General features: G+C 59.2%; 28 protein-coding genes and 1 pseudogene. 15 read left to right on the top strand and 14 right to left on the bottom strand.

What is annotated here, in order from left to right:
- Positions 1-84: 84 nt before the first annotated feature.
- Positions 85-633 carry a gamma carbonic anhydrase family protein gene (locus LT42_RS20475; protein ID WP_037017029.1) on the top strand — a complete coding sequence of 183 codons (549 nt, stop codon included), beginning with the start codon at positions 85-87 and terminating at the stop codon, positions 631-633.
- Between the two features lie 8 nt (positions 634-641).
- Positions 642-1310 carry an HAD family hydrolase gene (locus tag LT42_RS20470; RefSeq protein ID WP_037017027.1) on the top strand — a complete coding sequence of 223 codons (669 nt, stop codon included), beginning with the start codon at positions 642-644 and terminating at the stop codon, positions 1308-1310.
- Between the two features lie 151 nt (positions 1311-1461).
- On the opposite strand, the pseudogene LT42_RS20465 reads toward LT42_RS20470, so the two are convergent.
- Positions 1462-2511: pseudogene (locus tag LT42_RS20465) on the bottom strand (aminopeptidase); the annotation flags it as partial.
- Between the two features lie 104 nt (positions 2512-2615).
- Here LT42_RS20465 and LT42_RS20460 point away from each other — a divergent pair.
- Positions 2616-3032 carry a PA0061/PA0062 family lipoprotein gene (locus LT42_RS20460; protein WP_052075343.1) on the top strand — a complete coding sequence of 139 codons (417 nt, stop codon included), beginning with the start codon at positions 2616-2618 and terminating at the stop codon, positions 3030-3032.
- Between the two features lie 64 nt (positions 3033-3096).
- On the opposite strand, the gene LT42_RS20455 is transcribed toward LT42_RS20460, so the two are convergent.
- Both LT42_RS20455 and LT42_RS20450 read right to left on the bottom strand, forming a co-directional pair.
- A complete protein-coding gene (locus LT42_RS20455) occupies positions 3097-3330 on the bottom strand; it encodes a DUF1161 domain-containing protein (RefSeq protein ID WP_037017025.1) in 234 nt (77 codons plus the stop codon).
- Between the two features lie 133 nt (positions 3331-3463).
- A complete protein-coding gene (locus LT42_RS20450) occupies positions 3464-3895 on the bottom strand; it encodes an OsmC family protein (RefSeq protein WP_037017022.1) in 432 nt (143 codons plus the stop codon).
- Between the two features lie 284 nt (positions 3896-4179).
- On the opposite strand from LT42_RS20450, the gene LT42_RS20445 reads away from it, so the two are divergent.
- Positions 4180-5181, top strand: coding sequence for an LLM class flavin-dependent oxidoreductase (locus tag LT42_RS20445; RefSeq protein ID WP_037017019.1), 1002 nt, complete (start codon positions 4180-4182; stop codon positions 5179-5181).
- An 80-nt stretch (positions 5182-5261) separates the two neighbouring features.
- Here LT42_RS20445 and LT42_RS20440 read toward each other — a convergent pair whose 3' ends face one another.
- Together LT42_RS20440 and LT42_RS20435 are read right to left on the bottom strand one after the other, a co-directional pair.
- The gene (locus tag LT42_RS20440; RefSeq protein ID WP_037017012.1) at positions 5262-5486 is read right to left on the bottom strand and encodes a DUF1161 domain-containing protein; all 225 of its coding nucleotides are present in this window, start codon (positions 5484-5486) and stop codon (positions 5262-5264) included.
- A 158-nt stretch (positions 5487-5644) separates the two neighbouring features.
- Positions 5645-5860 carry a dodecin gene (locus LT42_RS20435; RefSeq protein ID WP_037017010.1) on the bottom strand — a complete coding sequence of 72 codons (216 nt, stop codon included), beginning with the start codon at positions 5858-5860 and terminating at the stop codon, positions 5645-5647.
- A 179-nt stretch (positions 5861-6039) separates the two neighbouring features.
- Here LT42_RS20435 and LT42_RS20430 point away from each other — a divergent pair, with 179 nt between their 5' ends.
- The gene (locus LT42_RS20430) at positions 6040-6363 is read left to right on the top strand and encodes an ElaB/YgaM/YqjD family protein (protein WP_037017008.1); all 324 of its coding nucleotides are present in this window, start codon (positions 6040-6042) and stop codon (positions 6361-6363) included.
- Here LT42_RS20430 and LT42_RS20425 read toward each other — a convergent pair whose 3' ends face one another.
- The gene (locus LT42_RS20425) at positions 6364-7263 is read right to left on the bottom strand and encodes a LysR family transcriptional regulator (RefSeq protein WP_037017007.1); all 900 of its coding nucleotides are present in this window, start codon (positions 7261-7263) and stop codon (positions 6364-6366) included. It lies immediately after the preceding gene.
- A gap of 119 nt (positions 7264-7382) precedes the next feature.
- Here LT42_RS20425 and trpB point away from each other — a divergent pair, with 119 nt between their 5' ends.
- The 3 genes from trpB (at position 7383) to LT42_RS20410 (ending at position 10061) form a co-directional block, all read left to right on the top strand.
- Positions 7383-8609: a tryptophan synthase subunit beta gene (gene trpB, locus LT42_RS20420; protein WP_037017006.1), complete on the top strand. Its 1227-nt coding sequence runs from the start codon at positions 7383-7385 to the stop codon at positions 8607-8609.
- Positions 8609-9469, top strand: coding sequence for a tryptophan synthase subunit alpha (gene trpA / locus LT42_RS20415; RefSeq protein WP_052075342.1), 861 nt, complete (start codon positions 8609-8611; stop codon positions 9467-9469). The genes trpB and trpA overlap by 1 nt, the downstream gene beginning before the upstream one ends.
- A gap of 76 nt (positions 9470-9545) precedes the next feature.
- Positions 9546-10061, top strand: a complete 516-nt coding sequence (locus LT42_RS20410) for an anti-virulence regulator CigR family protein (RefSeq protein WP_037017003.1) — start codon at positions 9546-9548, stop codon at positions 10059-10061.
- Between the two features lie 158 nt (positions 10062-10219).
- Here LT42_RS20410 and LT42_RS20405 read toward each other — a convergent pair whose 3' ends face one another.
- Positions 10220-11170 (bottom strand): choline sulfate utilization transcriptional regulator, encoded by a 951-nt coding sequence (locus LT42_RS20405; RefSeq protein ID WP_037017001.1) that lies wholly within the window; start codon positions 11168-11170, stop codon positions 10220-10222.
- Between the two features lie 114 nt (positions 11171-11284).
- Between LT42_RS20405 and betC the strand changes: the two genes are divergently transcribed.
- Together betC and choX are read left to right on the top strand one after the other, a co-directional pair.
- Complete coding sequence (betC, locus tag LT42_RS20400) at positions 11285-12790, top strand: choline-sulfatase (protein WP_037016998.1); 1506 nt, start codon at positions 11285-11287, stop codon at positions 12788-12790.
- 37 nt (positions 12791-12827) lie between these two features.
- Positions 12828-13754, top strand: coding sequence for a choline ABC transporter substrate-binding protein (gene choX, locus LT42_RS20395; protein ID WP_037016996.1), 927 nt, complete (start codon positions 12828-12830; stop codon positions 13752-13754).
- 168 nt (positions 13755-13922) lie between these two features.
- Here the strand turns inward: choX and aroE are convergent, their stop codons facing one another.
- Positions 13923-14753, bottom strand: coding sequence for a shikimate dehydrogenase (gene aroE, locus LT42_RS20390; RefSeq protein WP_037016994.1), 831 nt, complete (start codon positions 14751-14753; stop codon positions 13923-13925).
- Positions 14753-15673, bottom strand: coding sequence for an oxygen-dependent coproporphyrinogen oxidase (gene hemF / locus LT42_RS20385; RefSeq protein WP_037016991.1), 921 nt, complete (start codon positions 15671-15673; stop codon positions 14753-14755). The genes aroE and hemF overlap by 1 nt, the downstream gene beginning before the upstream one ends.
- Positions 15674-15899: 226 nt before the next feature.
- On the opposite strand from hemF, the gene LT42_RS20380 reads away from it, so the two are divergent.
- Positions 15900-16877: an NADPH:quinone reductase gene (locus tag LT42_RS20380; RefSeq protein ID WP_037016989.1), complete on the top strand. Its 978-nt coding sequence runs from the start codon at positions 15900-15902 to the stop codon at positions 16875-16877.
- Positions 16878-17014: 137 nt separating this feature from the next.
- Here LT42_RS20380 and tsaC read toward each other — a convergent pair whose 3' ends face one another.
- The 3 genes from tsaC to LT42_RS20365 all read right to left on the bottom strand — a co-directional run bounded on the left by tsaC (position 17015) and on the right by LT42_RS20365 (position 19874).
- The gene (gene tsaC, locus LT42_RS20375; RefSeq protein WP_037016986.1) at positions 17015-17572 is read right to left on the bottom strand and encodes an L-threonylcarbamoyladenylate synthase type 1 TsaC; all 558 of its coding nucleotides are present in this window, start codon (positions 17570-17572) and stop codon (positions 17015-17017) included.
- Between the two features lie 39 nt (positions 17573-17611).
- Positions 17612-18724, bottom strand: coding sequence for a DNA-processing protein DprA (gene dprA, locus LT42_RS20370; protein WP_037016983.1), 1113 nt, complete (start codon positions 18722-18724; stop codon positions 17612-17614).
- A 124-nt stretch (positions 18725-18848) separates the two neighbouring features.
- The gene (locus LT42_RS20365) at positions 18849-19874 is read right to left on the bottom strand and encodes a LysM peptidoglycan-binding domain-containing protein (RefSeq protein WP_037016981.1); all 1026 of its coding nucleotides are present in this window, start codon (positions 19872-19874) and stop codon (positions 18849-18851) included.
- Positions 19875-20015: 141 nt separating this feature from the next.
- Here LT42_RS20365 and def point away from each other — a divergent pair, with 141 nt between their 5' ends.
- The 4 genes from def (at position 20016) to trkA (ending at position 24329) form a co-directional block, all read left to right on the top strand.
- Positions 20016-20522: a peptide deformylase gene (gene def / locus LT42_RS20360; protein ID WP_037016978.1), complete on the top strand. Its 507-nt coding sequence runs from the start codon at positions 20016-20018 to the stop codon at positions 20520-20522.
- 131 nt (positions 20523-20653) lie between these two features.
- Positions 20654-21613, top strand: a complete 960-nt coding sequence (gene fmt / locus LT42_RS20355; protein ID WP_037016975.1) for a methionyl-tRNA formyltransferase — start codon at positions 20654-20656, stop codon at positions 21611-21613.
- Positions 21610-22932, top strand: coding sequence for a 16S rRNA (cytosine(967)-C(5))-methyltransferase RsmB (gene rsmB, locus LT42_RS20350; protein ID WP_037016972.1), 1323 nt, complete (start codon positions 21610-21612; stop codon positions 22930-22932). The genes fmt and rsmB overlap by 4 nt, the downstream gene beginning before the upstream one ends.
- A gap of 23 nt (positions 22933-22955) precedes the next feature.
- Positions 22956-24329, top strand: coding sequence for a Trk system potassium transporter TrkA (gene trkA, locus LT42_RS20345; protein ID WP_037016970.1), 1374 nt, complete (start codon positions 22956-22958; stop codon positions 24327-24329).
- Positions 24330-24488: 159 nt separating this feature from the next.
- Here the strand turns inward: trkA and LT42_RS20340 are convergent, their stop codons facing one another.
- Together LT42_RS20340 and LT42_RS20335 are read right to left on the bottom strand one after the other, a co-directional pair.
- Positions 24489-25376 carry a lysophospholipid acyltransferase gene (locus LT42_RS20340; protein ID WP_037016967.1) on the bottom strand — a complete coding sequence of 296 codons (888 nt, stop codon included), beginning with the start codon at positions 25374-25376 and terminating at the stop codon, positions 24489-24491.
- A 75-nt stretch (positions 25377-25451) separates the two neighbouring features.
- Positions 25452-26006, bottom strand: coding sequence for a DNA-3-methyladenine glycosylase I (locus tag LT42_RS20335; RefSeq protein ID WP_037016964.1), 555 nt, complete (start codon positions 26004-26006; stop codon positions 25452-25454).
- Positions 26007-26023 lie beyond the last annotated feature (17 nt).

Raw genomic sequence — 26023 nt, 5'->3', positions numbered from 1 at the left:
GCACCTTGGCTAAAAGAAACACCCACGCATCTTAATTACAATCGTCGCCGACCGCAGCTATCGGCGCCAGAGAAGGAGGCTATCGTGGCCATTCGAACGTTCCAGAATCACACCCCGGCCCTTGGCGAAGGGGTATTCGTTGACCATTCGGCGGTTGTGATCGGAGATGTGGAAATCGGTGCCGACAGCTCGGTCTGGCCGTTGACGGTTATCCGCGGCGACATGCACCGCATCCGTATCGGCGCGCGCACCAGCGTGCAGGACGGCAGCGTGTTGCACATCACCCACGCCGGGCCGTTCAACCCCGACGGGTTCCCGCTGTTGATCGGCGATGAAGTGACCATCGGTCACAAGGTCATGCTGCACGGCTGCGCGGTCGGCAATCGTATTCTGATCGGCATGGGCACTACGATCATGGACGGCGCAGTGGTGGAGGATGAAGTGATCATTGGCGCAGGGAGCCTGGTGCCCCCGGGTAAACGTCTCGAAAGCGGATTCTTGTATGTGGGTCGCCCAGTGAAGCAGGTGCGTCCGCTCACCGAAAAAGAAATCGCGTTTTTCCCCTACAGCGCCACCAACTACGTGAAGTTGAAAGACCAACACCTGGCTGAAGGCTTCGACAAACCCTGCTGAGAGTACCCATGCATTACCAGAATATTTTGTTCGACCTGGACGGTACGCTCACCGATCCACGCGAAGGCATCACCCGTTCCATTCAGTTTGCACTGACCAGGCTGGGCATCGATGAGCCTGATATCACGCAGCTTGAGCACTTCATCGGGCCGCCGTTGTTGCAACAGTTCATGCGGACTTACGCCTTCGACGAAGCCAAGGCCTGGGAAGCTGTGGGCTTTTACCGCGAGCGCTTCAAGGTGACGGGTCTCTACGAGAATCTGGTGTTCGACGGCATTTTCGAATTGCTGGACACACTCTCGGATCAGGGCCGTACGCTGTTCATCGCCACATCCAAGCCCTGGGTGTTCGCCCATGAGATCGCCCGGCACTTTGATTTCGCGCGCCATTTCAAACTGATCTACGGCAGCGAGCTGGACGGCACCCGCACCGACAAAGTCGAGTTGATTCGGCATTTGCTGGATGAGGAACAGCTGGATCCGAAGCAAACGCTAATGATCGGCGATCGTAAACATGACCTGATCGGTGGCAAGCGTAACGGTCTGGACGTGGCGGCGGTGGGGTACGGGTTTGGCAGCCGTGACGAGCTGGAGGCCGAGGCGCCGACGTATCATTTTGATTCGGTGAGCGCGCTGCATCAGGCGTTTCTCGAAAGCTCAGCGCATTCAATCGTGTAAGAAATGATCACATCAAACGCTATGCACTTCTCCTTGTAGGGGCGCGCTTGCCCGCGAATGCGTTTTGTCCATTTACCAACCTCGTAGCCGACATGACGCGTTCGCGGGCAAGCGCGCTCCTACAGTCCCGGGATGACAGAGACTTATTGGCCAGCCGCTGCAACGCTGCTTTGCGCTCTATGAGGGGAAGTTTGCCCAGCTTTTCCACAGCCGAATAGAACGCAGGCCAATTCCCGTTCACCTGCCGGAACAACGCTTCGAATGCCGGGACCCACTGGTCGTACAAGCCGATGGGCAGGAGGCGTGCGTTGTTCATCGGCGCGTACACCCAGTTGTCGAAACGCTTGTCACCGCCCCACTGGCTATCACGCAATTGTCGATAATCGCTGCGCAAGCGCTCGAACTCGGCGGCTTTGCGTTCGCGCATGACTTGTGGGCTCAATGGCTGAGCGTACAGCGCCTTCAAACGGTCGCGGGTGTCGAGGGCCAGTTGCATTAGTTGGTCACGCCGCTGAGCCTCCGCCGCTCCATCCTGCGCAGGCAGGCCGCGCGCGGCACGCCATCGGCGCGTGCCTTCCTGCTCCACGAAAGAGGCGTAGGACTCATTGAATTCGGTGTCGTCTTTCACGTAAAACCGCTGATGGGCCAATTCGTGAAAGATCAACGTGGCCAGGCGCTCGTCGCCCCAGTTCATCATCGAGCTGATGATCGGGTCATCGAACCAGCCTAACGTCGAGTATGCCTCCACGCCGCTGACATAGACGTCCATGCCCGCGCGTTTCTGCAGGGCCGCGTCCCCTCGTGCGGCGCCCTGGCTGTAATAGCCGCGATAAGCCACGCATCCGGCGATGGGGAAACAATGAGTGACGGGATCAAGAGAGAATTCGCCCGTTGCGAAGACATTCCAGACGACATAGGGCCGGTGGATGTCTGCATACAGGCGATAACTGCGGTTGTCTGGCAGGTACAAGTGCTCGCTCGCAAACAGCCGTGCCTGCTGTGACCTGAGCAGATGCTCGCGCAGTTGGGGACTGCGCTGGGGGTCGGCAAGGACCTTGGCGACCGGCTCACGAGCCCGCAGCAGGGACAGTTGGCCGCTGGCCAGTTGCGAGTAATAGGACAGACTGGAACAGCCGCCGAGCAGGAGTATCGTCAGCAACGGCAGGCCAAGCGAAAGCCAGTGCTTTTTTAATCGAATCATGCAGCGGCCTTAGCGTCGATATTGAACATCAGCAACGATCAGCGTTATGCCGGACAACCCGCCTCTGACGCAACCACCATCGTTAATCACCCAAGGAGTTCGTCATGCGCTTGCCACTGTCCCTCGTCGCCCTGGGTTTTCTGGCTGGTTGCGCAGGGCCATTGCCCGCCGTCGATCCCCAGCAAGCCTGGGTCGATCTGCATACATTCACTGGTAAAACGCTGATGGCCGACAAGCTCGATGGGGTGCGTACCTACGACGGTCGCTTTTTTCAGGTAACCCCAGGCAAACACAAGCTCGAAGTGCGTTACGACTATGAGTACGCGCCCGGCGCATTGGGCCTGTCCATGGATATCTACAACGAGCGTACCTGTTACGTGACGATTAATTACGACCATTTTGAGGCGGGTCGCCGTTATCGCCTGGATGTTCGACACATCACCAACAGCATCGACGCGCAGCTGAGAGACGAGCAGCGCAACGTCCTGGCGGAGGAGGGCGAGATCTTCTGCATCCCATGACGCGGGTGAAACCTGGGCACTCGGATTCCGTGCTCACCGGATCACGTTCATAACGCGCCGCCAGCTATCGATCGTTGTTTTGGTAAATGATTTTTTTCGTGCCGTTCTCGCAGGTGCCTACAACCATATTCTGGTCATGAACGTCCTCGTTGGTCACGACTTCCAACGTGTAAGAGCTGACGTTCTGTGCCTGGATCTTGGCTTCGATTTCGTCCTTGAGCTCCTCGCATGGCTTGGGCGCTGCGAACGCGCTGGAGGTCAACCCGGTGAGAATGAGCAATGCGGCGATACGTTTCATGTTCGACTCCTTCGACACCGTGCGATGCGCATCGGGCCTTTCATGTGACACTCAGGCGATACTCAGGTTCTGAGCGTGCAAAACGACGATGGCCCGCAATTGCGGGCCATCGAGTGGAACAGCTTTCGAAAAATCAGCTGACCAGCGTGGCATCCAGCGTGATTTTGGCGTTCAGCACTTTCGAAACCGGGCAGCCTTCTTTGGCATCGTTGGTCAGTTTTTCAAACTGTTCCTGAGTGGCCCCGGGAATCTTGGCTTTCAACGTCAGGTGAACTGCAGTGATCGCGAATCCGCCATCGACCTGATCCAGTGTGACGTCAGCGGTAGTGTCAATGCTGTCGGCTTTCAGGTTTGCGTTGCCGAGGATCATCGACAGGGCCATCGAGAAGCAGCCGGCATGTGCCGCGCCGATCAGTTCTTCAGGGTTGGTACCTTTGCCGCCTTCAAAGCGGGCTTTGAAGCCGTAAGGCGCTTCACGCAGCACGCCGGTTTCAGTAGAGATGCTGCCGATACCCGACTTCAGGTCACCTTCCCAGTGGGCGGATGCTTTCTTGACGATGCTCATGGTGTCTCCTCATGAAAAGTGCGATTTCGCTCGCACGCGGACCAAAGTTCTGAGGAGTGTAGGCAAGAGTTAGTTCAACGCCTGTGTCACATGTGCTTATTTGCCGGGAGGCCAATCGCTAAATCCGACCAAATTAGTAGGAAATTTTACATTGCCCATTGCAACTCAGAAATCCGGCCTTATCCTATGGCTTAACGCAAATATTTAGTCTTAATGCCGGTTTGTCCAGGCGACGCTCCTTCCGGGAACGCGCCGATCAAGCCGAAGAGGATCAACAACGGCCTATGAAACGACTAGCTGATGTGAAGATTTCGACGCTCGATCTGGTGCCCGTCCGCGAAGACCAAGGCCCGGCCCAATCGCTGCGTAACGCTCTGGACCTTGCCCAACATGTCGAGAAATGGGGCTACAACCGTTTCTGGGTCGCTGAGCACCACAATATGGATGGCATCGCCAGTTCGGCAACCTCTGTGCTGCTGGCATACCTGGCAGGCGGGACATCGACCATTCGCGTGGGATCAGGCGGCATCATGCTGCCCAATCATGCGCCACTGGTGATCGCCGAACAGTTTGGCACCCTGGCGAGCTTGTACCCTGGCCGTATCGATCTGGGCCTTGGCCGCGCGCCGGGTTCTGACCAGATGACCGCACGTGCACTGCGTCGCGAGCGATCAGGCAGCGCAGATGACTTCCCGGATGACGTCACCGAACTGGTCAACTACCTAGGGCCACGTCAGCCTCACCAGCGTGTGATCGCCGTGCCGGGCACCAACACCAACGTGCCGATCTGGCTACTGGGTTCGAGTCTGTTCAGTGCGCAACTGGCCGGTGAGCGCGGCCTGCCGTATGCGTTCGCGTCGCACTTTGCGCCTCGCTTCATGCACGAAGCCATTCGCGTATACCGCAATCACTTCCAGCCTTCTGAGGTACTCGACAAGCCCTACGTGATGCTGGGTGTACCGTTGGCCGCTGCCGACACCGACGAGCAGGCGGAATATCTGGTGACCTCGGTTTACCAGCGCATTCTGAGCCTGATGCGTGGGCAGAGTCTCATGCAGAAACCTCCCGTCGACAGCATGAACGGCCTGTGGTTGCCGCATGAGCGCGACGCAGTCATGGATTTCCTGGGGCTGGCTGTGGTCGGCGGCCCTGAGAAAATCCGCGCGAAACTGGACGTGCTGCTGGAACAGACCGATGCAGACGAGCTGATTTTCACGTGCGACATGTACGAGCACGCTGATCGTCTGCGCTCTTACGAAGTTCTGGCGCAAGCTGCCAGGGGCTAACCCACCCGCGTCAGCTTTTCAGTGCCCCATAAAAAAACCGACGCCAGGTGCGTCGGTTTTTTTGTCACCGCATGCTTGCATCAGCCGCGTTTGTACACGATTTCCTTACTGCCGCCTTCGCAGGTGCCAACCACCTTGGCGTCCGCAGCGCTGCCTTTCTCGACAGCTTCCAACGTGTAGTTGGCTACGCCTTTGGCTTGGATCTTGGCGTCGATGTCGGCTTTTACGTCATCGCACGATTTGCCAGCCGCCATAGTGGTGCCGGCAATACTCAACAGGCCAATGGCCAACAGAACTTTTTTCATCGGTATATCCCTCGTCAGGCGCATTTTCTGGAACAACAAGGCCGCTTCAAAAAGCGGCCCGACTACATGAACCTGCGTCATGAACCTGCGTCGATTCACGACTGCGCGGTAGGTATAGCGAAGGTTGTGGCACTCGGCCACTGCAAAAGTTCAGCAGCTCAGCTGTTGTCGATGCGGAAACCCACTTTGAGGGTCACCTGGAAATGGCCGACTTTACCGTCTTCGATATGACCGCGTGTTTCCAGGACTTCGAACCATTCCATGAGCTTTACAGACTTGGCAGCCTGAGCAATTGCATTCTGAATCGCGTCGTCAATGCTCACGGTCGATGAGCCGACCAGCTCCAGCATTTTGTAAGTGTGGTGATCAGTCATGGCAGTTCTCCTGAGGGCCCTTGCTCGGTGGCAGCGCCTAATGGTGTGTTCCCTATCTCTGTGCCGAAAAGCCGGCTAAAAGTTCAGAAGAAACGGCAGTTTGTAAGACGCACTGCACTTTCCGAGAACCTTGTAGTCGGAACAACACACGCCACTCATCACAGCAGGAGAGTCATACCATGGCATTCACGTCATCCCGTAAAGCGTCGTTGCAAAGCATGGAAGCCGAGATCGAGAGTCTGCTCAAGTCGCTGGAAGGCTTGAAGTCCGACGCTTCCGACGAGTCGCGCAAGACCCTGAAAAACCTGAAAGCCAATGCTGAAAGTGCGCTGAGCCACTCGCGCAGCCTGTTGAGCGATGTTTACGAAGACGTCAAAGTGAAAACCCGCGAAACCAGCGTTGCCACTCGTGACTACGCACAGGAGCACCCTTGGACTACCGCAGGCGTTGCCGTTGGCGCAATCGGCCTGCTGGCTGCCTACCTGCTGTGCAAGCGCGGCTGATCAAGCCCGCCCCGATCGCTCAAGTTCCTGCTTGAGCCATCGAGCCAGGTCCTGAGCACGTCCATCTGCAGCGCGCTTGGGTACCCATAACGCCAGCTGCGCCGGGGTTTCACTGAAGCCCCATGGCGCAGCCAGGCGTTCGGCTTTCAAATCCTCAGCCACTAACGGCTCCGGCGCGATCGCCACCCCCAAGCCTGCAACCGCCGCCTCCAGCAAATAATACAGATGCTCGAAATCCTGACCGTAATTCAGTTCATGCGGATCGATGCCATTCTCTTTGGCCCACGTTGGCCAGGCCTGTAACCTTGATGTCGTTTGCAACAGCGGCTCGTCAAGCAGCCGTTGCACCGGCGCCCGCCGGAGCTGTTCAAACTGTGCGTAACGCGGGCTCATGACCGGCCCGATACGCTCCCTGGCGAGCTCAAACACCTGCATGTCCGCCGGCCAGGGCGGCTCGGCAAATATCAGCAGTGCATCGAGCCCGGGCCGTCGGGGATCCAGGTCGCCTTCGCCCGCCGACAGGTGCAGGCGCAGGTCTGGGAGGTCTGCGTTCAAGCGTCCGAGTCTGGGAATGAACCAGCGTGCCAGCAGGCTCCCGGAGCAGCCCAGCACGAAAGGCGCATCTTCGCTGCCATGGCTAAGCTCAGCGCAAACACCGCGCAGGCGATCAAGCGCGTCGGCGCTGACATCGCGCAGCCGTATGCCGGCATCTGTGAGTTTCAGGCCGCGGCCATCCTTGACAAAAAGGGCAACGCCCAGATGTTCTTCGAGGACTTTCAACTGACGGCTTACCGCACCATGGGTTACGTTCAATTGCTCTGCCGCCAAGCTGACGCTGTTCAATCGGGCGGTGGCTTCGAAGGCACGTACGGCATTAAGCGGAGGCAGATCGCGGCTCATGATATGTGTGAGTTTTCCTGACAGGTTGCAGCGATCTTATCGGTTTTAATCTTGCTTGGCGCTGGTTAAAGTGTGATCACTGCCTGACGGCTAACCTAATTCGCATCCCGGAGGTCCCCATGACCCAGACTCAAACTGCATACCGCGAAGGCCCGGATGACCGGGGCATGTTCGGCGCCTTTGGCGGCCGCTACGTTGCCGAAACCCTGATGCCGCTCATTCTCGACCTGAACCGCGAGTACGAAATCGCCAAGAACGATCCTTCGTTCTTGAAGGATCTGGCTTATTTTCAGCGCGATTACGTCGGCCGTCCCAACCCGCTCTATTTTGCCGAGCGCCTGACCGAGTACTGCGGCGGGGCGAAGATTTACCTGAAGCGCGAAGAGCTCAATCACACCGGCGCGCACAAGATCAACAACTGCATCGGCCAGATCCTGCTGGCGCGACGCATGGGCAAAAAACGCATCATCGCCGAGACCGGCGCCGGTATGCACGGTGTTGCAACGGCAACCGTTGCAGCGCGTTTCGGTCTGGAGTGCGTGATTTACATGGGCACTACTGACATCGAACGTCAGCAGGCGAACGTGTTCCGCATGAAGCTACTGGGCGCGACGATCATTCCAGTGGTCGCAGGCACAGGTACGCTGAAAGACGCGATGAACGAGGCGCTGCGTGACTGGGTGACGAATGTCGACAGCACCTTTTACCTGATCGGCACCGTCGCAGGCCCGCACCCATATCCAGCGATGGTCCGCGATTTTCAATCGGTCATCGGCAAGGAGACCCGCGTGCAGATGCAGGAGCAGGAAGGTCGCCTGCCGGACAGCCTGGTGGCATGCATCGGTGGTGGCTCCAACGCGATGGGCTTGTTCCATCCGTTCCTGGACGACACTTCGGTGCGCATCATTGGCGTGGAAGCGGCCGGCCACGGCATCGAAACCGGCAAGCACGCTGCCAGCCTGAACGGCGGCGTACCCGGTGTCCTGCACGGCAACCGGACCTTCCTGCTGCAGGACGACGACGGTCAGATCATCGACGCCCATTCGATTTCCGCTGGCCTCGACTATCCAGGCATCGGCCCGGAGCACGCCTGGTTGCATGACATCGGCCGCGTCGAATACACCTCGGTGACGGACGATGAAGCACTGGCGGCTTTCCATAAATGCTGCCGTCTGGAAGGCATCATCCCGGCGCTGGAAACTGCCCACGCGTTGGCCGAGGTCTTCAAACGCGCGCCCTCGCTGCCCAAGGATCACCTGATGGTGGTCAACCTGTCCGGTCGTGGCGACAAAGACATGCAAACCGTGATGCACCATCTGGATCTGTCCCAGCAGGAGAAACATTGATGAGCCGTCTGCAAACGCGTTTTGCCGAGCTGAAAGAACAAAACCGCGCAGCGTTGGTGACCTTCATCACTGCGGGCGACCCGGGCTATGACACCTCGCTGGCCATTCTCAAGGGCCTCCCTAAAGCCGGTGCTGATGTCATCGAGCTGGGCATGCCGTTCACTGATCCCATGGCGGACGGCCCGGCCATCCAGCTGGCCAACATTCGCGCGCTGAACGCCAAACAGAACCTGGCGAAAACGCTGCAGATGGTTCGTGAGTTTCGTGAGGAAGACAGCGCAACGCCTCTGGTGCTGATGGGTTACTACAACCCGATTCACAATTACGGGATTGAGCGCTTCATCTCGCAAGCGCACGCCTGCGGGGTCGATGGCCTGATCGTGGTGGACTTGCCACCGGAGCACAACGCAGAGCTGTGCGACCCTGCACAAAGTGCCGGGCTGGACTTCATCCGCCTGACCACGCCGACCACCGACGACGTTCGTTTGCCGACCGTGCTCAACGGCAGCTCCGGCTTCGTTTACTACGTGTCGGTAGCAGGTGTCACGGGCGCGGGTTCGGCGACGATTGATCACGTTAAAGACGCCGTGCAACGCCTGCGCCGCCATACCGATCTGCCGATCAGCGTCGGCTTCGGGATTCGCACGGCTGAGCAAGCCGCCGCCATTGCGCGTGTTGCTGACGGCGTGGTTGTCGGCTCGGCATTGATTGACCAGATCGCCAGCGCGACTTCGGCTGAGCAAGCAGTCAGCGGTGTACTCGGCTTGTGTTCACAGCTTTCTGAAGGTGTACGTAAAGCCCGCGTAGCGGAAGGTAAAGTTCTTGATACAGAGGAATCTCAGGCTCTGGCAGCACACTAAGCCGTACAGCGAAGGGGTTCAGGACCACGTCCTGAACCCCTTTTTGCTGCCCCGTATTTGCTCAGGAGTGCGCCACATGAAGGTCTCGAATCGTTTGATCGCAGGGTTGGGCGTGTTGGTGCTCAGCGCCAGCACGCTGGTGCAGGCTGCACCGCCTGATCAGCGAGGCGGCGATGACAACGGCCCTGGGCAGCATCAGGATCATGGCCAGCAGGCAGGTCCACAGGGCGCTCACGGCAATGGCAATGGCAATAACAACGGTAATGGCAACGACCATCGCAATGAACCGCGTGCCGACAGCCGCGGCAATAATCAGCGCGGTGGTCGTCCTCCTGCTGATTTCGGCGATGTACGCCGGACCATCAGCGAGCACCGGGAAATAATCGGTCGCGGTCAGCCGCTGCCCCCTGGCGTCCACATCGTCAAGGGCCACCCGCTGCCCCGCGGTTATGGCCGTCGACTGGACCAACGCTCCCTGCAATACCTGCCGCAGTACGATGGCTACGAATGGCGCCGCCTTGGTCCGGACGTCGTGCTGATCGCAATCGGCAGTGGGATCGTCTACGAAATCCTGGATGGCGTGCTGAACTAACGGGTTTTCGAAATGGCATCCACTCAGGTGATGTGGGGTGGACGCTAATCCTGTAGGAGCGCGCTTGCCCGCGAAATGCGATCCTCGTTACACAGAAACGTCAGCTGGCACACCAATTCGCGGGCAAGCACGCCCCTACAAGCTGCGCGTGCCAGGCTTTAAACCGCAATCGACGGCAGCGCCTTGCCCTTCAGCAAATCCCCACTCACCGCCTGCTCACTTCTTAACCAGTCCACAAATCTCTGCACGATCTGCACCCGCCGTTTGCGTTGCGGCAGGACGATGTAATAACCGTATCCAGAGACGGCGCTGGCTTCGATCGGGCGACACAACAAACCTTGCTCCAGCAAATCGTCCACCAGGTGCCGCCAGCCGATAGCCACGCCCTGGCCGCCGATTGCCGCCTGAATCAATAGCGTGTAGTTGTCGAATCGCAGCTGCCCTGGGGCAGGTGCCTGCGCAATATTCAGAGCGCGGAACACCCCACTCCAGTCAAACCAGTTGTTGCTGCCTTCGCCGCGAAGATGCAGCAGCGCAAATTCTTTCAGCGCCACAGTGGGCAACGGTAAGTCGCGGCCTTTCAGCAATTGCGGACTGCAGACCGGGAACACTTCCTCGCTGAACAGCCAATGGCTTTCCCCCTGCTTGAAACGCCCGTCACCGAACAACACGGCCACATCGATATCCGCACGCAACATGCTGTGACTCCGCTCGCTGGTAACCAGGCTGACGTCGACGTCGGGGTTGTCCTCATGGAAACGATGCAGACGCGGCATCAGCCAATAGGCAGCGAAGGCGAAGTCAGTTGCGACTTGCAGCACCTCGTGCTGATGCTGATCGGTGATTGCGTTGAGACCAGCGTCCATCGACTCCAGCCCTGTCTGTACGTAACTGAACAGGATGAGCCCCGCTTCGGTCAGCTCAATGCCGCGGTAGATACGATCAAAGAGCCGGGTCGCCAGTTGCTCTTCCAGTCGCTTGATTTGCTGGCTGATAGCCGGCTGAGTGGTGCCGAGCTCTATGGCCGCAGCGGTGAAACTGCGCAACCGTGCGGCGGCTTCAAAGCCGCGAAGCAAATCCAGTGACATGGCACCAAGGGCTTCAAACATAAGCTGCACTTATCCTAGTCATTGCCTGTCATGGGCTTTACCGCAGATGGCATGAGCCCCATCCTCGGTCGGAGCACTTTCGCATAAATCATGACTATGGGATGCCGCGAATACATGAAGCGCAAAAACATTCTTTTTATCATGGCCGATCAGATGGCCGCGCCCATGTTGCCGATGTACGCCTCTTCTCCCGTCAAGATGCCGCATTTGAGTCGCCTCGCCGCTGAAGGCGTGGTATTCGACGCCGCCTACTGCAACAGTCCCCTGTGCGCGCCGTCGCGTTTCACGCTGGTCAGCGGTCAGCTGCCGAGCAAGATCGGCGCCTACGACAACGCCGCAGACTTTCCGGCTGACGTCCCAACCTACGCCCACTACCTGCGCCGTCTCGGCTACCGCACGGCGCTGTCCGGCAAGATGCATTTCTGTGGCCCCGATCAACTGCACGGCTACGAAGAGCGCCTGACCAGCGACATCTATCCAGCCGATTACGGTTGGGCCGTGAACTGGGACGAACCGGATGTGCGCCCCACGTGGTACCACAACATGTCATCGGTGCTGCAAGCCGGGCCTTGCGTGCGCACCAACCAACTGGATTTCGATGAAGAAGTGGTCTTCAAGGCCCAGCAGTATCTGTTCGATCATGTGCGGGAGGAGGGCGATCAGCCGTTTTGCCTGACCGTATCGATGACTCATCCGCACGACCCGTACACCATTCCCAAGTCCTATTGGAATCTGTACAGCGATGACGACATCCCGATGCCCCACGCGCCGTTGGCCCAGTCCGAACTGGACCCGCATTCCCAGCGACTGCTGAAGGTGTATGACCTCTGGGACAAGCCACTGCCGGCGAACAAGATTCGCGACGCGCGACGCGCCTATTTCGGCGCGTGCAGCTACATTGATGACAACGTCGGCAAACTGCTCCAGACACTGGAGGACACAGGGCTGGCAGAGGACACCATCATCGTGTTCTCCGGCGATCATGGCGACATGCTCGGGGAGCGCGGGCTCTGGTACAAAATGCACTGGTTTGAGATGTCGGCGCGGGTACCGCTGCTGGTGTACGCTCCAGGCCAGTTCAAAGCCCGCCGTGTAAAGGATGCGGTGTCTACCGCCGACTTGCTGCCGACCTTCGTCGCCTTGGCGCAGGGGCAGCTTGATGCCGGTTTACCGCTGGACGGCCGCTCACTCTTGCCGCATCTGCAGGGCGAGGGCGGTCACGACGAAGTGTTCGGCGAGTACATGGCTGAAGGCACCAACAGTCCACTGATGATGATTCGGCGCGGCGCGTACAAATTCATTTATTCGGAACGGGACCCATGTCTGCTCTATGACTTGCACAACGATCCGAAAGAGCAGGAGGAGCTGAGTCAATCCCTCGCTCATCAGGACCTGTTTACTGCGTTCCTGGCCGAAGCCAGGGCCAAATGGGACATTCCGGCGATACACCACCAGGTGCTCGCCAGCCAGCGTCGTCGGCGTTTCGTCGCCGAGTCGCTGGCCATCGGCAAGCTGAAGAGTTGGGATCACCAGCCGCTGGTTGACGCCAGTCAGCAATACATGCGCAACCACATTGATCTGGACGATCTGGAGCGCAAGGCCCGTTATCCACAACCTTGACCCTGCCAACACCTAGAAAACCAAAAAGGGGCACACCATGAATAAGCTGTTCACAACGCTGGCGGTTGGGGTCTTGAGTATGAGCAGCGTGGCGGCCTTCGCCGCTGACGCTAGCTGTAACACGGTGCGGATGGCCGACCCGGGCTGGAGCGATATCGCCGCCACCAACGCTACCGCAGGTTTTTTGCTGGACAGTCTGGGCTACAAAGCCAAGATCGACACCTTGGCGGTGCCGATCGCCTACGGCGGCCTTAAAGACGGGCAACTCGACGTTTTTCTGGGCAACTGGATGCCAGCGCAACAGGGTTTCTACGACAAGTTCATCGCCACCGGCGACGTTACCCAATACGCGAAGAACCTCGAAGGCACCGAATTCACCCTTGCCGTTCCGGATTACGTTTACGACGCCGGTGTGCATAACTTTGCCGATCTTCAGAAATTCGCCGACAAGTTTCACAAGAAGATTTACGGCATCGGTTCGGGCGCACCGGCCAATGCCTCTATTCAGGAGATCATCAAAAAGAATGAGTTTGATCTGGGCGACTGGAAGCTGGTCGAGTCCAGTGAGCAGGCAATGCTGGCTGAAGTGCAGCGCAACGTGAAGAAGAAGGAGTTCGTCGTGTTCCTCGGCTGGACCCCGCACCCCATGAACGTGCAGATCAAGGGCATGCACTACTTGAAGGGCGGTGAGAAGTACTTCGGGGACACTGGCAGTGTTTACACCGTGACGCGCAAAGGCTATGCCGACGCTTGTCCGAATGTGGCCAAGCTGCTCTCCAACCTGGTGTTCACTCAGGACATGGAAAACTCGGTCATGCAGACCGTCGTGGATCAAAAGGTCAGCAACACCCAGGCGGTTAAGACCTGGCTGAAGGCTAACCCTGCGGTGCTGGACAAATGGCTGGACGGCGTGAAGACCGTTGACGACAAAGATGCGCTACCGGCGGTTAAGGCCAAGTTGTAAGCACAGACGAGAAGTATCGCGAGCAAGCTCACTCTTACAGGGCCCATATCCGCGTTTGGGAGTGAGCTCGCTCGCGAGAAGTCGGTACATTCGCTAGATGTTCAGCGGTTGGAATGGCGTCTTCGCGGGCAAGCTCGCTCCCACAGGGGGATAAGTATGCAGAGAGCCTTATCCGTTCTGAGCCATCAACCGCCGCAGTTCCGCCAACACGGGCGCTGATTCCGGCCGCACGCCGCGCCACAGATAAAACGCCTCGGCTGCCTGCTCGACCAACATCCCCAATCCATCAACCGCCTGACCGGCGTCGTGCTGCACAGCCCAGCGGCAGAACGCGGTTGGCTCCTTGCTGTACATCATGTCGTAGCAGAAGGTTTCACCGGGCTTAATCAGGCCAGGCGCAATAGGCGGCATTTCGCCGGAAAGGCTCGCCGACGTCGCGTTGATAATGAGGTCCACCGGCTCTTCCAGCCAGTCATAGCCTGCGGGCAACACCGGGCCAATGTCAGCGAATTCCTGGGCCAGCTTTTCAGCCTTTTCAACCGTGCGATTGGCAACCACCAGCACGTAGGGATCTTCCGCCAGTAGGGGTTCGAGCGCACCGCGCACCGCACCGCCAGCCCCCAGCACCAGAATGCGTCTGTCCTTGAGCGTGACGCCATGATTGACCTTAAGGTCCCGAACCAGGCCTGCGCCGTCAGTGTTGTCGCCCAGCAAGCTGCCATCTGCTTGCACGGCCAGGGTATTGACCGCCCCCGCACGGCGGCCGCGCTCTGTCAACTGATCGGCCAGCCGGTACGCTTGTTCCTTGAAGGGCACAGTGACGTTGGCGCCACGGCCTGTCTCGAAAAACGCCTTGGCGAAGGCAGTGAAGCCGTCCAGCGGCGCCAGCGATGTCTGGTAATCCAGCGACTGCCCCGTCTGCTCGGCGAACAGGCGATGGATCAATGGCGATTTGCTGTGCGCGATGGGGTTGCCGAAAACGACGTATTGATCAGTCATCACTGCCCGGCCTCGGCGAGCCAGTCGCGATCCTGGAGGAAGTACTCCGTCAGGCGCGCTTCCTCGCTGCCCGGCTCGGCTTTCCAGTCGTAGCCCCAGCGCACTTGCGGCGGAAGCGACATCAGAATTGATTCAGTGCGGCCACCCGATTGCAGCCCGAACAACGTGCCTCGGTCGTACACCAGATTGAATTCAACATAACGGCCGCGCCGGAATTCCTGAAATTCACGCTGTTGCGGGGTGTAGGGCGTGTCTTTGCGGCGCTGAACGATAGGCAGGTACGCCTCGACGAACGCATCGCCGATGGCACGGATGAAGGCAAAGCTGGTGTCGAAATCCCACTCATTGAGGTCATCGAAAAACAGCCCACCCACGCCGCGCGGTTCATTGCGATGCTTGATGTGGAAGTAGCGGTCGCACCATGCCTTGTAGCGCGGATACACATCCGCCCCAAAAGGCGCGCAAGCCTGCTCGGCGACGCGATGCCAATGGATGCAGTCTTCCTCCACACCGTAGTAGGGCGTCAGATCGAAGCCGCCGCCGAACCACCAGACCGGTTCTTCGCCTTCTTTTTCGGCGATAAAGAAACGCACGTTGGCGTGAGCGGTCGGCACATGCGGGTTGTGCGGATGCATCACCAGCGAGACGCCCAGCGCCTCAAATCCCCGCCCCGCCAGTTCCGGACGATGGGCGCTGGCGGAGGGAGGCAGGCCGGCACCGAAGACGTGGGAAAAGTTGACCCCGCCCTTTTCAAGGATGTGGCCGTTCTCGATCACCCGAGTCCGTCCGCCACCACCCGCAGGTCGCTCCCAGGCGTCTTCGACGAAACGTGCGCTGCCATCTTCGGTTTCCAGCGCGGCGCAGATCCGGTCTTGAAGATCGAGCAAGTAGGCTTTGACGGCATCGGTGCGAAAAGACATGGCGGTACCTGAGTTGACTGAGACGTGCGTGGCAAGCGGGCACTGAGCGATCGCGACGATCAAGCCGTCACCCTCGCAGAGCAAACCCGACTGCGAAATCCGGGCGGTAGCATATCACCGGCATGGCGGATGCCGCAGTTGACGCAGCGCGAGCGAAGGAGTCCGATAGACCCCTTTGGCATCGACAGTGATCCCCTGCAGTTCCGATCAACGACGGAGTAAGCAAATGGCAAAACGTATCCAGTTCGACCAATACGGCGGCCCGGAAGTGCTCAACTATGTTGACTTCGAGCCCCCTGCGCCAGGCCCCAAAGACGTGCGCGTGCGTAACAAGGCGATTGGCGTGAATTTCATCGAGACCTACTTTCGCAGCGGACTCTATCCGGCGCCCTCGTTCCCGTCGGGGCTAGGCAACGAAGGCGCCGGCATTGTGGAAGCGGTGGGCAGCGAAGTGACTCACGTCAAAGTTGGCGACCGCGTGGTCTATGGCACCGGCCCCTTGGGTGCGTATGCGAATGTCCATGTAACGCCGGGGGCGAACGTAGCCAAGCTGCCTGACGACATCAGCTTCGAGCAGGGCGCCGCCGTCATGCTCAAGGGTTTGACCGTCCAGTACCTGTTCCGCCAGACCTACGAAATTCGTCCCGAAGAAACCATCCTGTTTCATGCCGCTGCCGGTGGCGTCGGTTCGATCGCCTGCCAGTGGGCTAGCGCGCTGGGCGTGAAACTCATCGGTACGGTGAGCTCGGCCGAAAAGGCCGCGCATGCCAAAGCGCTGGGTGCGTGGGAAGTAATCGATTACAGCAAGGAGGATGTCGTTCAGCGCGTGAAGGAATTGACGAACGGCAAGAAGGTGCCAGTAGTCTACGACGGCGTAGGCAAAGACACTTGGGAGACGTCACTTGATTGCCTGGAGTTGCGAGGCCTATTGGTCAGCTTCGGCAACGCATCTGGAGCCGTAACCGGCGTGAACCTCGGGGTCCTCGCCCAAAAAGGCTCGCTCTACGTCACCCGTCCGACGCTGGGGTCATACGCAAACGGGCCGCAAGCCCTGCAGGCAATGGCGGATGAAGTGTTCGAGATGGTGGCCAGCGGGAAGGTCAAAGTCGACAACATCCAGCAGTTCGCGCTCAAGGATGCAGCGCTGGCGCACACCGAATTGGCCGGGCGCAGAACGATGGGGTCGATCATTCTGGTGCCTTGATTCCGCCTTTCTCTTTGTAGGAGCGCGCTTGCCCGCGAAGGCGGTGTGTCAGTCACTTAATGCTTACCAGACATATCGCTTTCGCGGGCAAGCGCGCTCCTACAGAGGTTGCGGCGTAGCGCTAGACCGGGCAGACGTTATCCAGCCCGTACCACCTCAGCCGTCACCAGATCCCTGATGACACTTGGGTTGCGGCGACCGCCCAGACTGCCGCCCAGCACCATGTCCAACTGCTCGTGAAAATACTGCTCGACCCGCAGCCGCGAACGCGCCGCGGGTCGGCCTGCCGGGTTTGCGGAAGTCGACACCAGCGGACCGGTCAACGCGCAAAGATCGCGAACGGTCGGATGATCGCTAACGCGCAGAGCAACGGTGTCGTGCTGCCCGGTTATCCACTGAGGCAATAACCCTTGATGGGGCACCAGCCAGGTGTTTGGTCCGGGCCATGTGCTGGCCATTCGATCAATCCAAAGCTCGGGGAAGTCTTCGAAGAGGAAGTCGAACTGACGGATGTTATCGGCAATCAGGATCAAGCCTTTTTCCACAGGCCGTGCCTTGATCGCCAGCAGGCGATAAACCGCCTCCGCGTCCCAAGGGTCACAGCCCAAACCCCACACGGCTTCGGTTGGGTAGGCAATCACCGCTCCGGCTCGAATCTCTCGTGCGGCTTGCTGCACTCGCCAACTGCTGACCATCGCTTGTTCTCCCAAATTACGCTGGCGGGCAGTTTAACCTCAGCGTGCCCGGGCAAACCATCTTCCGGCTTCACAGGCCACGCTGCTGTCGAGCTCAAGTTCAGTCAAGGCGGCCAGCACTTTAGGCAAGGGCCAACCGCTGTTATGGGCCAGTGCTTCGCCCGTTTGAGGCGCGGCGTGCAGTAGCGCCAAAAGCGGATGCAGTGCCGCCTGAGGCTGTGCGGCTGTGACATCAGCTGGACCGACATTCTTCCATCCTTGCAGCGCTTCAAGAATGTGATCAATGGTCTCCACGAGCACAGCGCCCTCGCGAATGAGCTGATGACAACCCCTGGCGCCTGGATGATGGATCGAACCGGGTATGGCGTAGACCTCGCGACCCTGCTCGGCGGCAAGACGCGCCGTGATAAGTGACCCGCTGGCCACGCTGGCCTCGACCACCAACACTCCAAGGGACAAGCCGCTGATGATTCGGTTGCGCCGAGGGAAGTTGCTGGCATGAGGTGCGGCGTCCAGCGGCAGCTCGGAAATGACAGCGCCTCCATTGGCCACCATGTTCGCCGCAAGCTGACGATGCCGCTGTGGATAAAGTTTTTCGATCCCGGTGCCGAGCACACCGATCGTCCCGCCTTTTACGTCCAAAGCGCCCTGATGCGCCGCGCCGTCAATGCCAAGCGCCAGCCCGCTGGTTATGACAAATCCTGCCCCGGCCAAACTGCGCGCGAAGGCTGCGGCGGTGTCCAGTCCTGGCCTTGAGGCCCGTCTGCTGCCGACCATTCCCAGCTGCGGACGGTCAAGCAATGAGCGGTCGCCGGCGATGAATAGCATAGGCGGCGGATCAGGAATTTCAGCCAGCAGCGCAGGGTAGTCAGGGTCGTCCCACATCAGTAAATGCTGGCCGGAACGCTCTAACCAGGCCAATGCAACGCTTGCGCCGTCGCGCACCTCCGCGCTGCGGCGAGCATCCGCACAGGCCGCTGGCAGGCGTAATGATCGCCACGCCGAAGCGGGCGCACTCAGTGCAGCAGAAGCGCTGCCGAAGGCATCAATGAGGGTGTGAAAACGTTTTGGGCCTATCTCTGGAAGCCGGTGCAAGCGCAAGCGGGCTTCCAGTTCGGCAGGTGACTGACCGGACTTTTCGAACAACGGCATGCGATCTTCCTTGATCCATGGTTCACCTCAAACGGTGCACCAACCTGTGGATAACTCTGTTAACAACAATTTGATAAGTGAAGCACGCCGGTGGAGAAAAGTGATTTACACCTGATACATAGCATTACGGGTTACGCACTTTGTCCTGAACCGCCAAAGATCGGGAGGCGTGCAATACCATCGCGTAGCTCAGTCGCTCGTAGGTACGGAAGACCATCAACAGCCCGGATCGCTCGTCGGGAATTTTGACCTGGTCACCACTGACCCGGTCACGGACCGTCTCGCCAGTCTTGTAAATGGCCAGCACGTTTCCTTCGGCCAGGCCATCCAGACGACCTCGATCAAGGGTCACTACGTCAAACTCGCCAATCTGAGTCACACCCCTTGGCACGTCGATGATGGTGCCATCCACTGCCTGCTGCGGCTCACTGGGTACAAATGTCGAATTGATTCCGCGCTCTTCACTGACGAAAAGGCGGTCGCCCAGACGCACTTCCTGAGTCGAGCGCTGCATCTGCAGCGTCGCAACGTCGCCTTCACTAGCTACGATCTCCCCGCTGCCGATGTCATCGGCATTGATCCCCAGCACCACACCTGTCACTGGATCGACGTACGTCTTGCCCTTGCGATAGATGCCATACGCAACGTGCGTCGGCTCAAAGCGGCCTCGCGCATAGATGCGATCGCCGGCACCACTGAGCACTCGTTCGCCATTGCCCGCCACCACATAGGGGGCGACCTCAAATTGATGGGCGTTGTCGATGATCCTGTTATTCAGCAGAAACGCATTGATTGCACCCAGCGGAATCGTGGGAATCGCCTCTGCAATCGGCGTGCTGCGCACCCTCGGGGACAATTTGATAGTGCCTCGAGACTCGCCACGGTTGACCGTGATTCGCGGCTGACCGTCGACATAGGTGAGCGTTAGCGTGTCCCCGGGGTAGATCAGATCAGGGTCGTGAACCTGTGGATTGGCGCGCCACAGTTGCGGCCACTTCCACGGCTGGTTCAGAAATTTTCCGGATATGTCCCAAAGCGTGTCACCGGCGACAACGGTGTAACTCTCTGGATGGCCATCCCTGAGCTGTACTTGCGCCTGGACAAGGCCTGTCGCGGCCAACAGCAGCAGGGCGAGTAGTGATTTCCTCATGCAGTGAATCCCTTTATCATGTGGCTTCGCGTGAAACGCCGAGTCTTGCAAGACTTCCGCTTTTACAAGGGCTGCGCGCTTGTGACGTCCCAAGCCTAGCAGCCGATTTTGACTTTACCCTACAGTGCATCCCTTACGTATATGGCCATACTAAACATCCTCGAATTTCCCGATTCGCGCCTGCGCACCATCGCCAAGCCGGTGGTTGAAGTGGACGACGGCATTCGCCAGTTGGTCGACGACATGTTTGAAACCATGTACGAAGCGCCTGGCATCGGTCTGGCCGCAACGCAGGTTAACGTACACAAGCGCGTGGTAGTGATGGATCTCTCCGAAGATCGCAGCGAGCCCCGGGTGTTCATCAACCCCGAGATCGAGCCGCTCACCGAAGAGATGGATCAGTACCAGGAAGGGTGCCTGTCTGTTCCAGGTTTTTACGAAAACGTGGATCGCCCGCAACGCGTCAAGGTCAAGGCGCTGGGTCGTGATGGCCAGCCCTACGAAATGATCGCCGAGGGCCTGCTCGCCGTGTGCATTCAGCATGAGTGCGACCACCTGAACGGCAAGCTTTTCGTCGACTACCTGTCCAACCTCAAGCGCGACCGGATCAAGAAAAAGCTGGAAAAACTTCACAAGCAAAACGCCTGATCCAGCCATCTCCTTTCTGCTGCAGGAGCGCATTAGCCTGCAATGGGGCGCCAGCCGATAGTGTCGTTGCCGCCCCATGGCGCTATTCAGCCAAGTGCCCTTCTGCCGCCATATCCTTCAAAGAGAAGCCCATGACTGAGCCAATGCGCATCGTGTTCGCCGGCACCCCTGAGTTCGCCGCCGAGCACCTGAAAGCCCTGCTCGACAGTCCCTATGACGTCATTGCGGTCTACACCCAGCCAGATCGCCCGGCCGGTCGTGGTCAGAAGCTGATGCCAAGCCCGGTCAAGCAGCTTGCCCTTCAGCACGGTATTCCAGTCCTGCAGCCGCCCACATTGCGCGCGCCGGAAGCTCAGGCCGAGTTGGCCGCACTGAGGCCTGATCTGCTGGTGGTGGTCGCTTACGGTCTGATCCTGCCGCAAGCAGTGCTGGATATTCCACGCCTGGGCTGCATCAACAGTCACGCATCACTTCTGCCACGCTGGCGGGGTGCCGCGCCCATTCAACGCGCAGTGCAAGCTGGCGATGCGCAAAGCGGCGTGACTGTGATGCGTATGGAAGCGGGCCTGGACACGGGCCCGATGCTGCTCAAGGTAAAGACACCGATCACGGCCGACGACACCGGCGGCACACTGCATGACCGCCTTGCTGCTCTGGGCCCGACGGCGGTGATTCAAGCCATCGCAGGACTGGCTGAAGGCACGCTGGTCGGCGAGGTGCAGGACGACAGTCTCGCAACGTATGCGCACAAACTGAATAAAGACGAAGCACGCATCGACTGGGCCCGCCCGGCCGTCGAGCTGGAGCGGCTGGTGCGCGCCTTCAATCCCTGGCCTATCTGCCACACAACGCTCAATGGCGAAGCGCTCAAGGTTCTGGAAGCGCGGATCGCGGAGGGAGCGGGCACACCCGGCACCGTTCTTGAAGCCAGCAAAGCAGGTCTATTGGTTGCGTGTGCGGACGGCGCGCTGCTTCTTACTCGCGTGCAGTTACCGGGCGGCAAACCCCTGGGCTTCGCTGACCTGTTCAACAGTCGCCGGGAGAAATTCTCCGCCGGCACTGTGCTCGGCTTGACGGTAGATGCGCAATGAACCCGCGTCTGGCTGCTGCCAAGGCCCTCGCGGCTGTATTGAGTGGCAAAGCGTCCTTGAACAGCTCGTTGCCGACGCAGCTGGACAAGGTTGAGGACCGCGACCGGGGGCTGACCCAGGATCTGGCATTTGGCACCGCGCGCTGGGAGCCAAGGCTGTCCGCGTTGGCAGCCAAACTGCTGCAGAAACCCTTCAAAGCCGCTGATAACGATGTTCAGGCCTTACTGCTGGTGGGCCTGTATCAGCTCTTTTACTCTCGCGTACCGGCCCACGCCGCCATCGGCGAAACCGTGGGCTGTGCTGACAAACTGAAAAAACCCTGGGCGAAAGCATTGCTCAACGCCGTGTTACGTCGGGCCCAACGTGAGGGCGAGGCTTTGCTGGTGGAGCTGGAGCACGATCCAGTAGTGCGCACTGCCCACCCGCGCTGGCTGCAAAAAGCATTGAAAGCTGCGTGGCCTGAGCAATGGGAAGCCATTTGTGCGGCCAACAACGCTCACCCACCCATGATTTTGCGGGTCAACCGCCGGCACAAAACGCGCGAGGAGTACCTCCGGCTGCTGGTGGACGCAGGCATCGGCGCGACGCCCTGCACGTTCAGCCAAGACGGGATCGTACTGGCTGAACCGGGCGATGTGCGCTCACTGCCGGGCTTTGCCGACGGTTGGATCAGTGTTCAGGACGAGGCCGCCCAACTGGCCGCCGACCTGCTGGAGCTGGCCCCGGGTCAGCGTGTGCTTGACGCCTGCTGCGCGCCGGGTGGCAAAACCTGCCATCTGCTGGAAGTACAATCCGGCCTGGCCGGGGTCGTCGCGGTGGACCTGGAAGCCAAGCGCATGGTGCGGGTCAAAGAAAACCTTGACCGTCTGGGCCTCAGTGCCGAACTCATCGCCGCCGATGCCCGCGCCACGGATCAATGGTGGGACGGCAAGCCCTTCCAGCGCATTCTGCTCGATGCCCCGTGTTCGGCAACCGGCGTTATTCGCCGCCACCCTGACATCAAGCTGACCCGTCAGGCGGATGACATTGCCGCACTCGCCACCCTGCAGGGCGAATTGCTGGATGCGCTTTGGTCAACGCTGGAGGTCGGCGGCATCTTGCTGTACGCGACATGCTCGACCCTGCCGACCGAAAACACCGAAGTCATCGCTGCATTCCTGACACGCACGCCGGGCGCGCGGGAACTGGACATTGCCGGACAACAAGGCAATCCGCCTCCAGGCCTGAAACAACCTCATGGCCGACAACTGCTGGCGCAAGAGGGCGGGCATGACGGCTTTTATTACGCCAAACTGATCAAGATCGCTGCGGTCGCCTGATCATCAATTCAAGGAGAGACTGATTGAAGATCATCATTCTCGGCGCAGGGCAGGTCGGCGGTACGCTGGCCGAGCACCTGGCCAGCGAAGCCAACGACATTACTGTCGTTGATACCGATCAGGACCGTCTACGTGCATTGGGCGATCGCCTTGATATCCGCACCGTGCATGGTCGTGGCTCGTTCCCGACCGTGCTGCGTCAGGCCGGCGCGGACGACGCGGACATGCTGGTGGCCGTCACCAGCAGCGACGAGACCAACATGGTTGCCTGCCAGGTCGCGTACACGCTGTTTCAAACCCCGACCAAGATCGCGCGCGTTCGCGAGTCCGCTTATCTCACCCGCTCCGGCTTGTTCGCCAACGCCGCCATCCCGGTGGACGTGCTGATCAGCCCCGAACAAGTCGTGACCCATTACATCAAGCGCCTGATCGAATACCCGAGCGCGCTGCAAGTTATCGATTTCGCGGGCGGAAAGGTCCAGATGGTGGCGGTCAAGGCGTACTACGGCGGCCCCCTTGTAGGGCAGCAGCTGCGCCAACTGCGTACGCACATGCCAAACGTCGACACTCGTGTCGCTGCTATTTTCCGCCGTGATCGTCCGATCATTCCTCAGGGCGATACGGTGATAGAAGCAGACGACGAGGTCTTCTTCATCGCTGCCAAGGCCGATATTCGCGCCGTGATGGGCGAAATGCGTCGGCTGGACGAGAGCTACAAGCGCATCGTGATTGCAGGCGGCGGGCAAATCGGTGAGCGGTTGGCGGAGGCCATCGAGAACCGCTACCAGGTCAAGATCATCGAGATGAATCCCGCCCGATGCCGACACCTTTCCGACACGCTGAACAACACGGTCATTCTTCAGGGGAGCTCGTCCGATCGAGACCTGCTCATGGAAGAAAACATCGATAACGCAGACCTTTTCCTCGCACTGACCAACGATGATGAAGCGAACATCATGTCCTCGTTGCTGGCTAAACGGCTGGGCGCGAAGAAAGTCATGACCCTCATCAATAACCCTGCTTATGTCGACCTGGTGCAGGGCGGGGAAATCGATGTTGCGGTCAGCCCTCAACTCGCGACTATCGGGACGTTACTGGCGCACGTGAGGCGCGGCGACATTGTCAGTGTGCACTCATTGCGGCGGGGCGCGGCCGAGGCCATCGAAATTGTCGCCCATGGCGATGCGAAGTCCAGCAAGGTGATTGGCAAGGCGATCATGCACATCAACCTTCCGCCCGGCACGACCATCGGTGCGATTACACGCGCTGACCAGGTGCTCATCGCCCATGACAGCACGGTGATCGAATCCGGTGACCACGTGATCATGTTCCTTGTGGATAAGAAGTACATCCGGGACGTGGAAAGGCTATTTCAGGTGGGCTTGAGCTTTTTCTGATTCGAACCAGGCGCGCTGACTGGAGGAGCGCGCTTGCTCGCGAGGGGTTTCCCTGGAATGGATGTGGTGACCGCCACATCGCATTCGCGGCCAAGCGCGCGCCTACAAGTGCTTCAACGTATCGGGCAGTGGTGGAAGAGGCTGGCATTGCGCCGGTGATCAATACCAGCGCTTTTCGCCTTCGGGGCGTTTTTTGAAGCGCTTCATGGTCCACATGTACTGGCTTGGGTAGGCCCGCACGTACCTCTCGACTACTTTGCTCATGGCCGCCGCCGACGTTTCGGTGTCGGTGCTGTACATGTCATCGGGCGCCGCTTCGAGCACCACTTTGTAACCCGAGCCATCCTCCAGGCGCATCGCGTGAAGAAACACGCCTACCGCTTTGCCACCTGCCAGCATGTTCGGCACAAACTTACTGGTGAGCGCAATCGTTCCGCAAAACGGGACGAAAATGCCGGCTGACTCGGCAGGCTCAGGATCTGCAGGGATGCCAACCGAGCCACCTTTGCGCACCTCTTTGATCACACTGAGAATGCCTTCCTTGGTAGAAGCCGCCACGCGATTACCCAATTGCACGCGCTGTTTGCGCAGCAGGTCATCCACGGCCTTCAGTTTGGGCGGCCGGTAAAAAATGATCGGTTTGCACTGACTGCAGTAAAAGTGGTTGAGCACTTCCCAGTTGCCAAGATGACTCGTGATACCCACAACGCCCTTGCCCGATGCCAGCGCGTCCTTAAGTACCTGGAGCCCTTCGACCTCACGCACCAGGTTGATCGACTTCTGCGCCGGCCAGATCCAGGCGCAAGCGCTCTCGGTCAGCGTCTTGCCTATGTCCATCAAACTGCAGCCGACCAACGCTTCAAGCTCGGGCGGACTCAGCTCGGGAAAGCATTTGGAAAGGTTTATCCGCGCAACATCGCGAGAGCGATTGGGCAATTTCCACATCAGCCAGCCGATACAGGTGCCGACCCATTGGACCGCGCGCCATGGCAACAAGGCAAATAGCCGCAATGCCCCAACCATCAAGGCGCCTTTGAACTTATCCACAGATCACTCCCGAATACATGAGGCGGTCATTGTAACCACCGCGCGAATCAATCGCCCGCTCATCCTGCTTTATGGTCAGGCACCGGCCAGTTCCGCATACCGGTCGCAATCCACTGTGTGGTCCATGACCATCCCTGTCGCCTGCATATAGGCATAACAGATGGTCGGACCTACGAAAGTGAATCCGGCTTTTTTAAGCGCTTTACTCATGGCTTCGGCTTCCGGCGTGATGGCCGGGACTTCACTACGGTCCTTGAAATGGTTGATCTTCGGGCTGCCGCCAACAAAAGACCAAAGGAGGGCAACCGGATCATCCAGCCGGAGCCAGGCCTGGGCGTTCTCGCGGGCGGCATTGAGCTTGAGACGATTACGCACGATGCCCGGCTCCAGCATCAGCGCCTCTATCTGCGCATCGGTCATCGCGGCAATGCGCTGGACGTCGAACCCGAACATCACTTCGCGGTAGCGCTCGCGCTTTTTGAGGATGGTGATCCATGACAGTCCAGCCTGGAACCCTTCGAGCAACAGGAACTCGAACAGCATCTGCGCATCGCGCAACGGCACACCCCACTCTTGATCGTGGTAGTCCATGTAAAGCGGGTCTTCGTTGCACCAAAAGCAGCGTGGCATAGGGCTCCAAGGGTGGA

The organism is Pseudomonas lutea, from assembly GCF_000759445.1.
In the GTDB taxonomy this organism is placed as follows: Bacteria; Pseudomonadota; Gammaproteobacteria; order Pseudomonadales; family Pseudomonadaceae; genus Aquipseudomonas; species Aquipseudomonas lutea.
The sequence above is the reverse complement of the archived record's forward strand: the minus strand, read 5'-3'. Positions and strand labels throughout refer to the sequence as shown.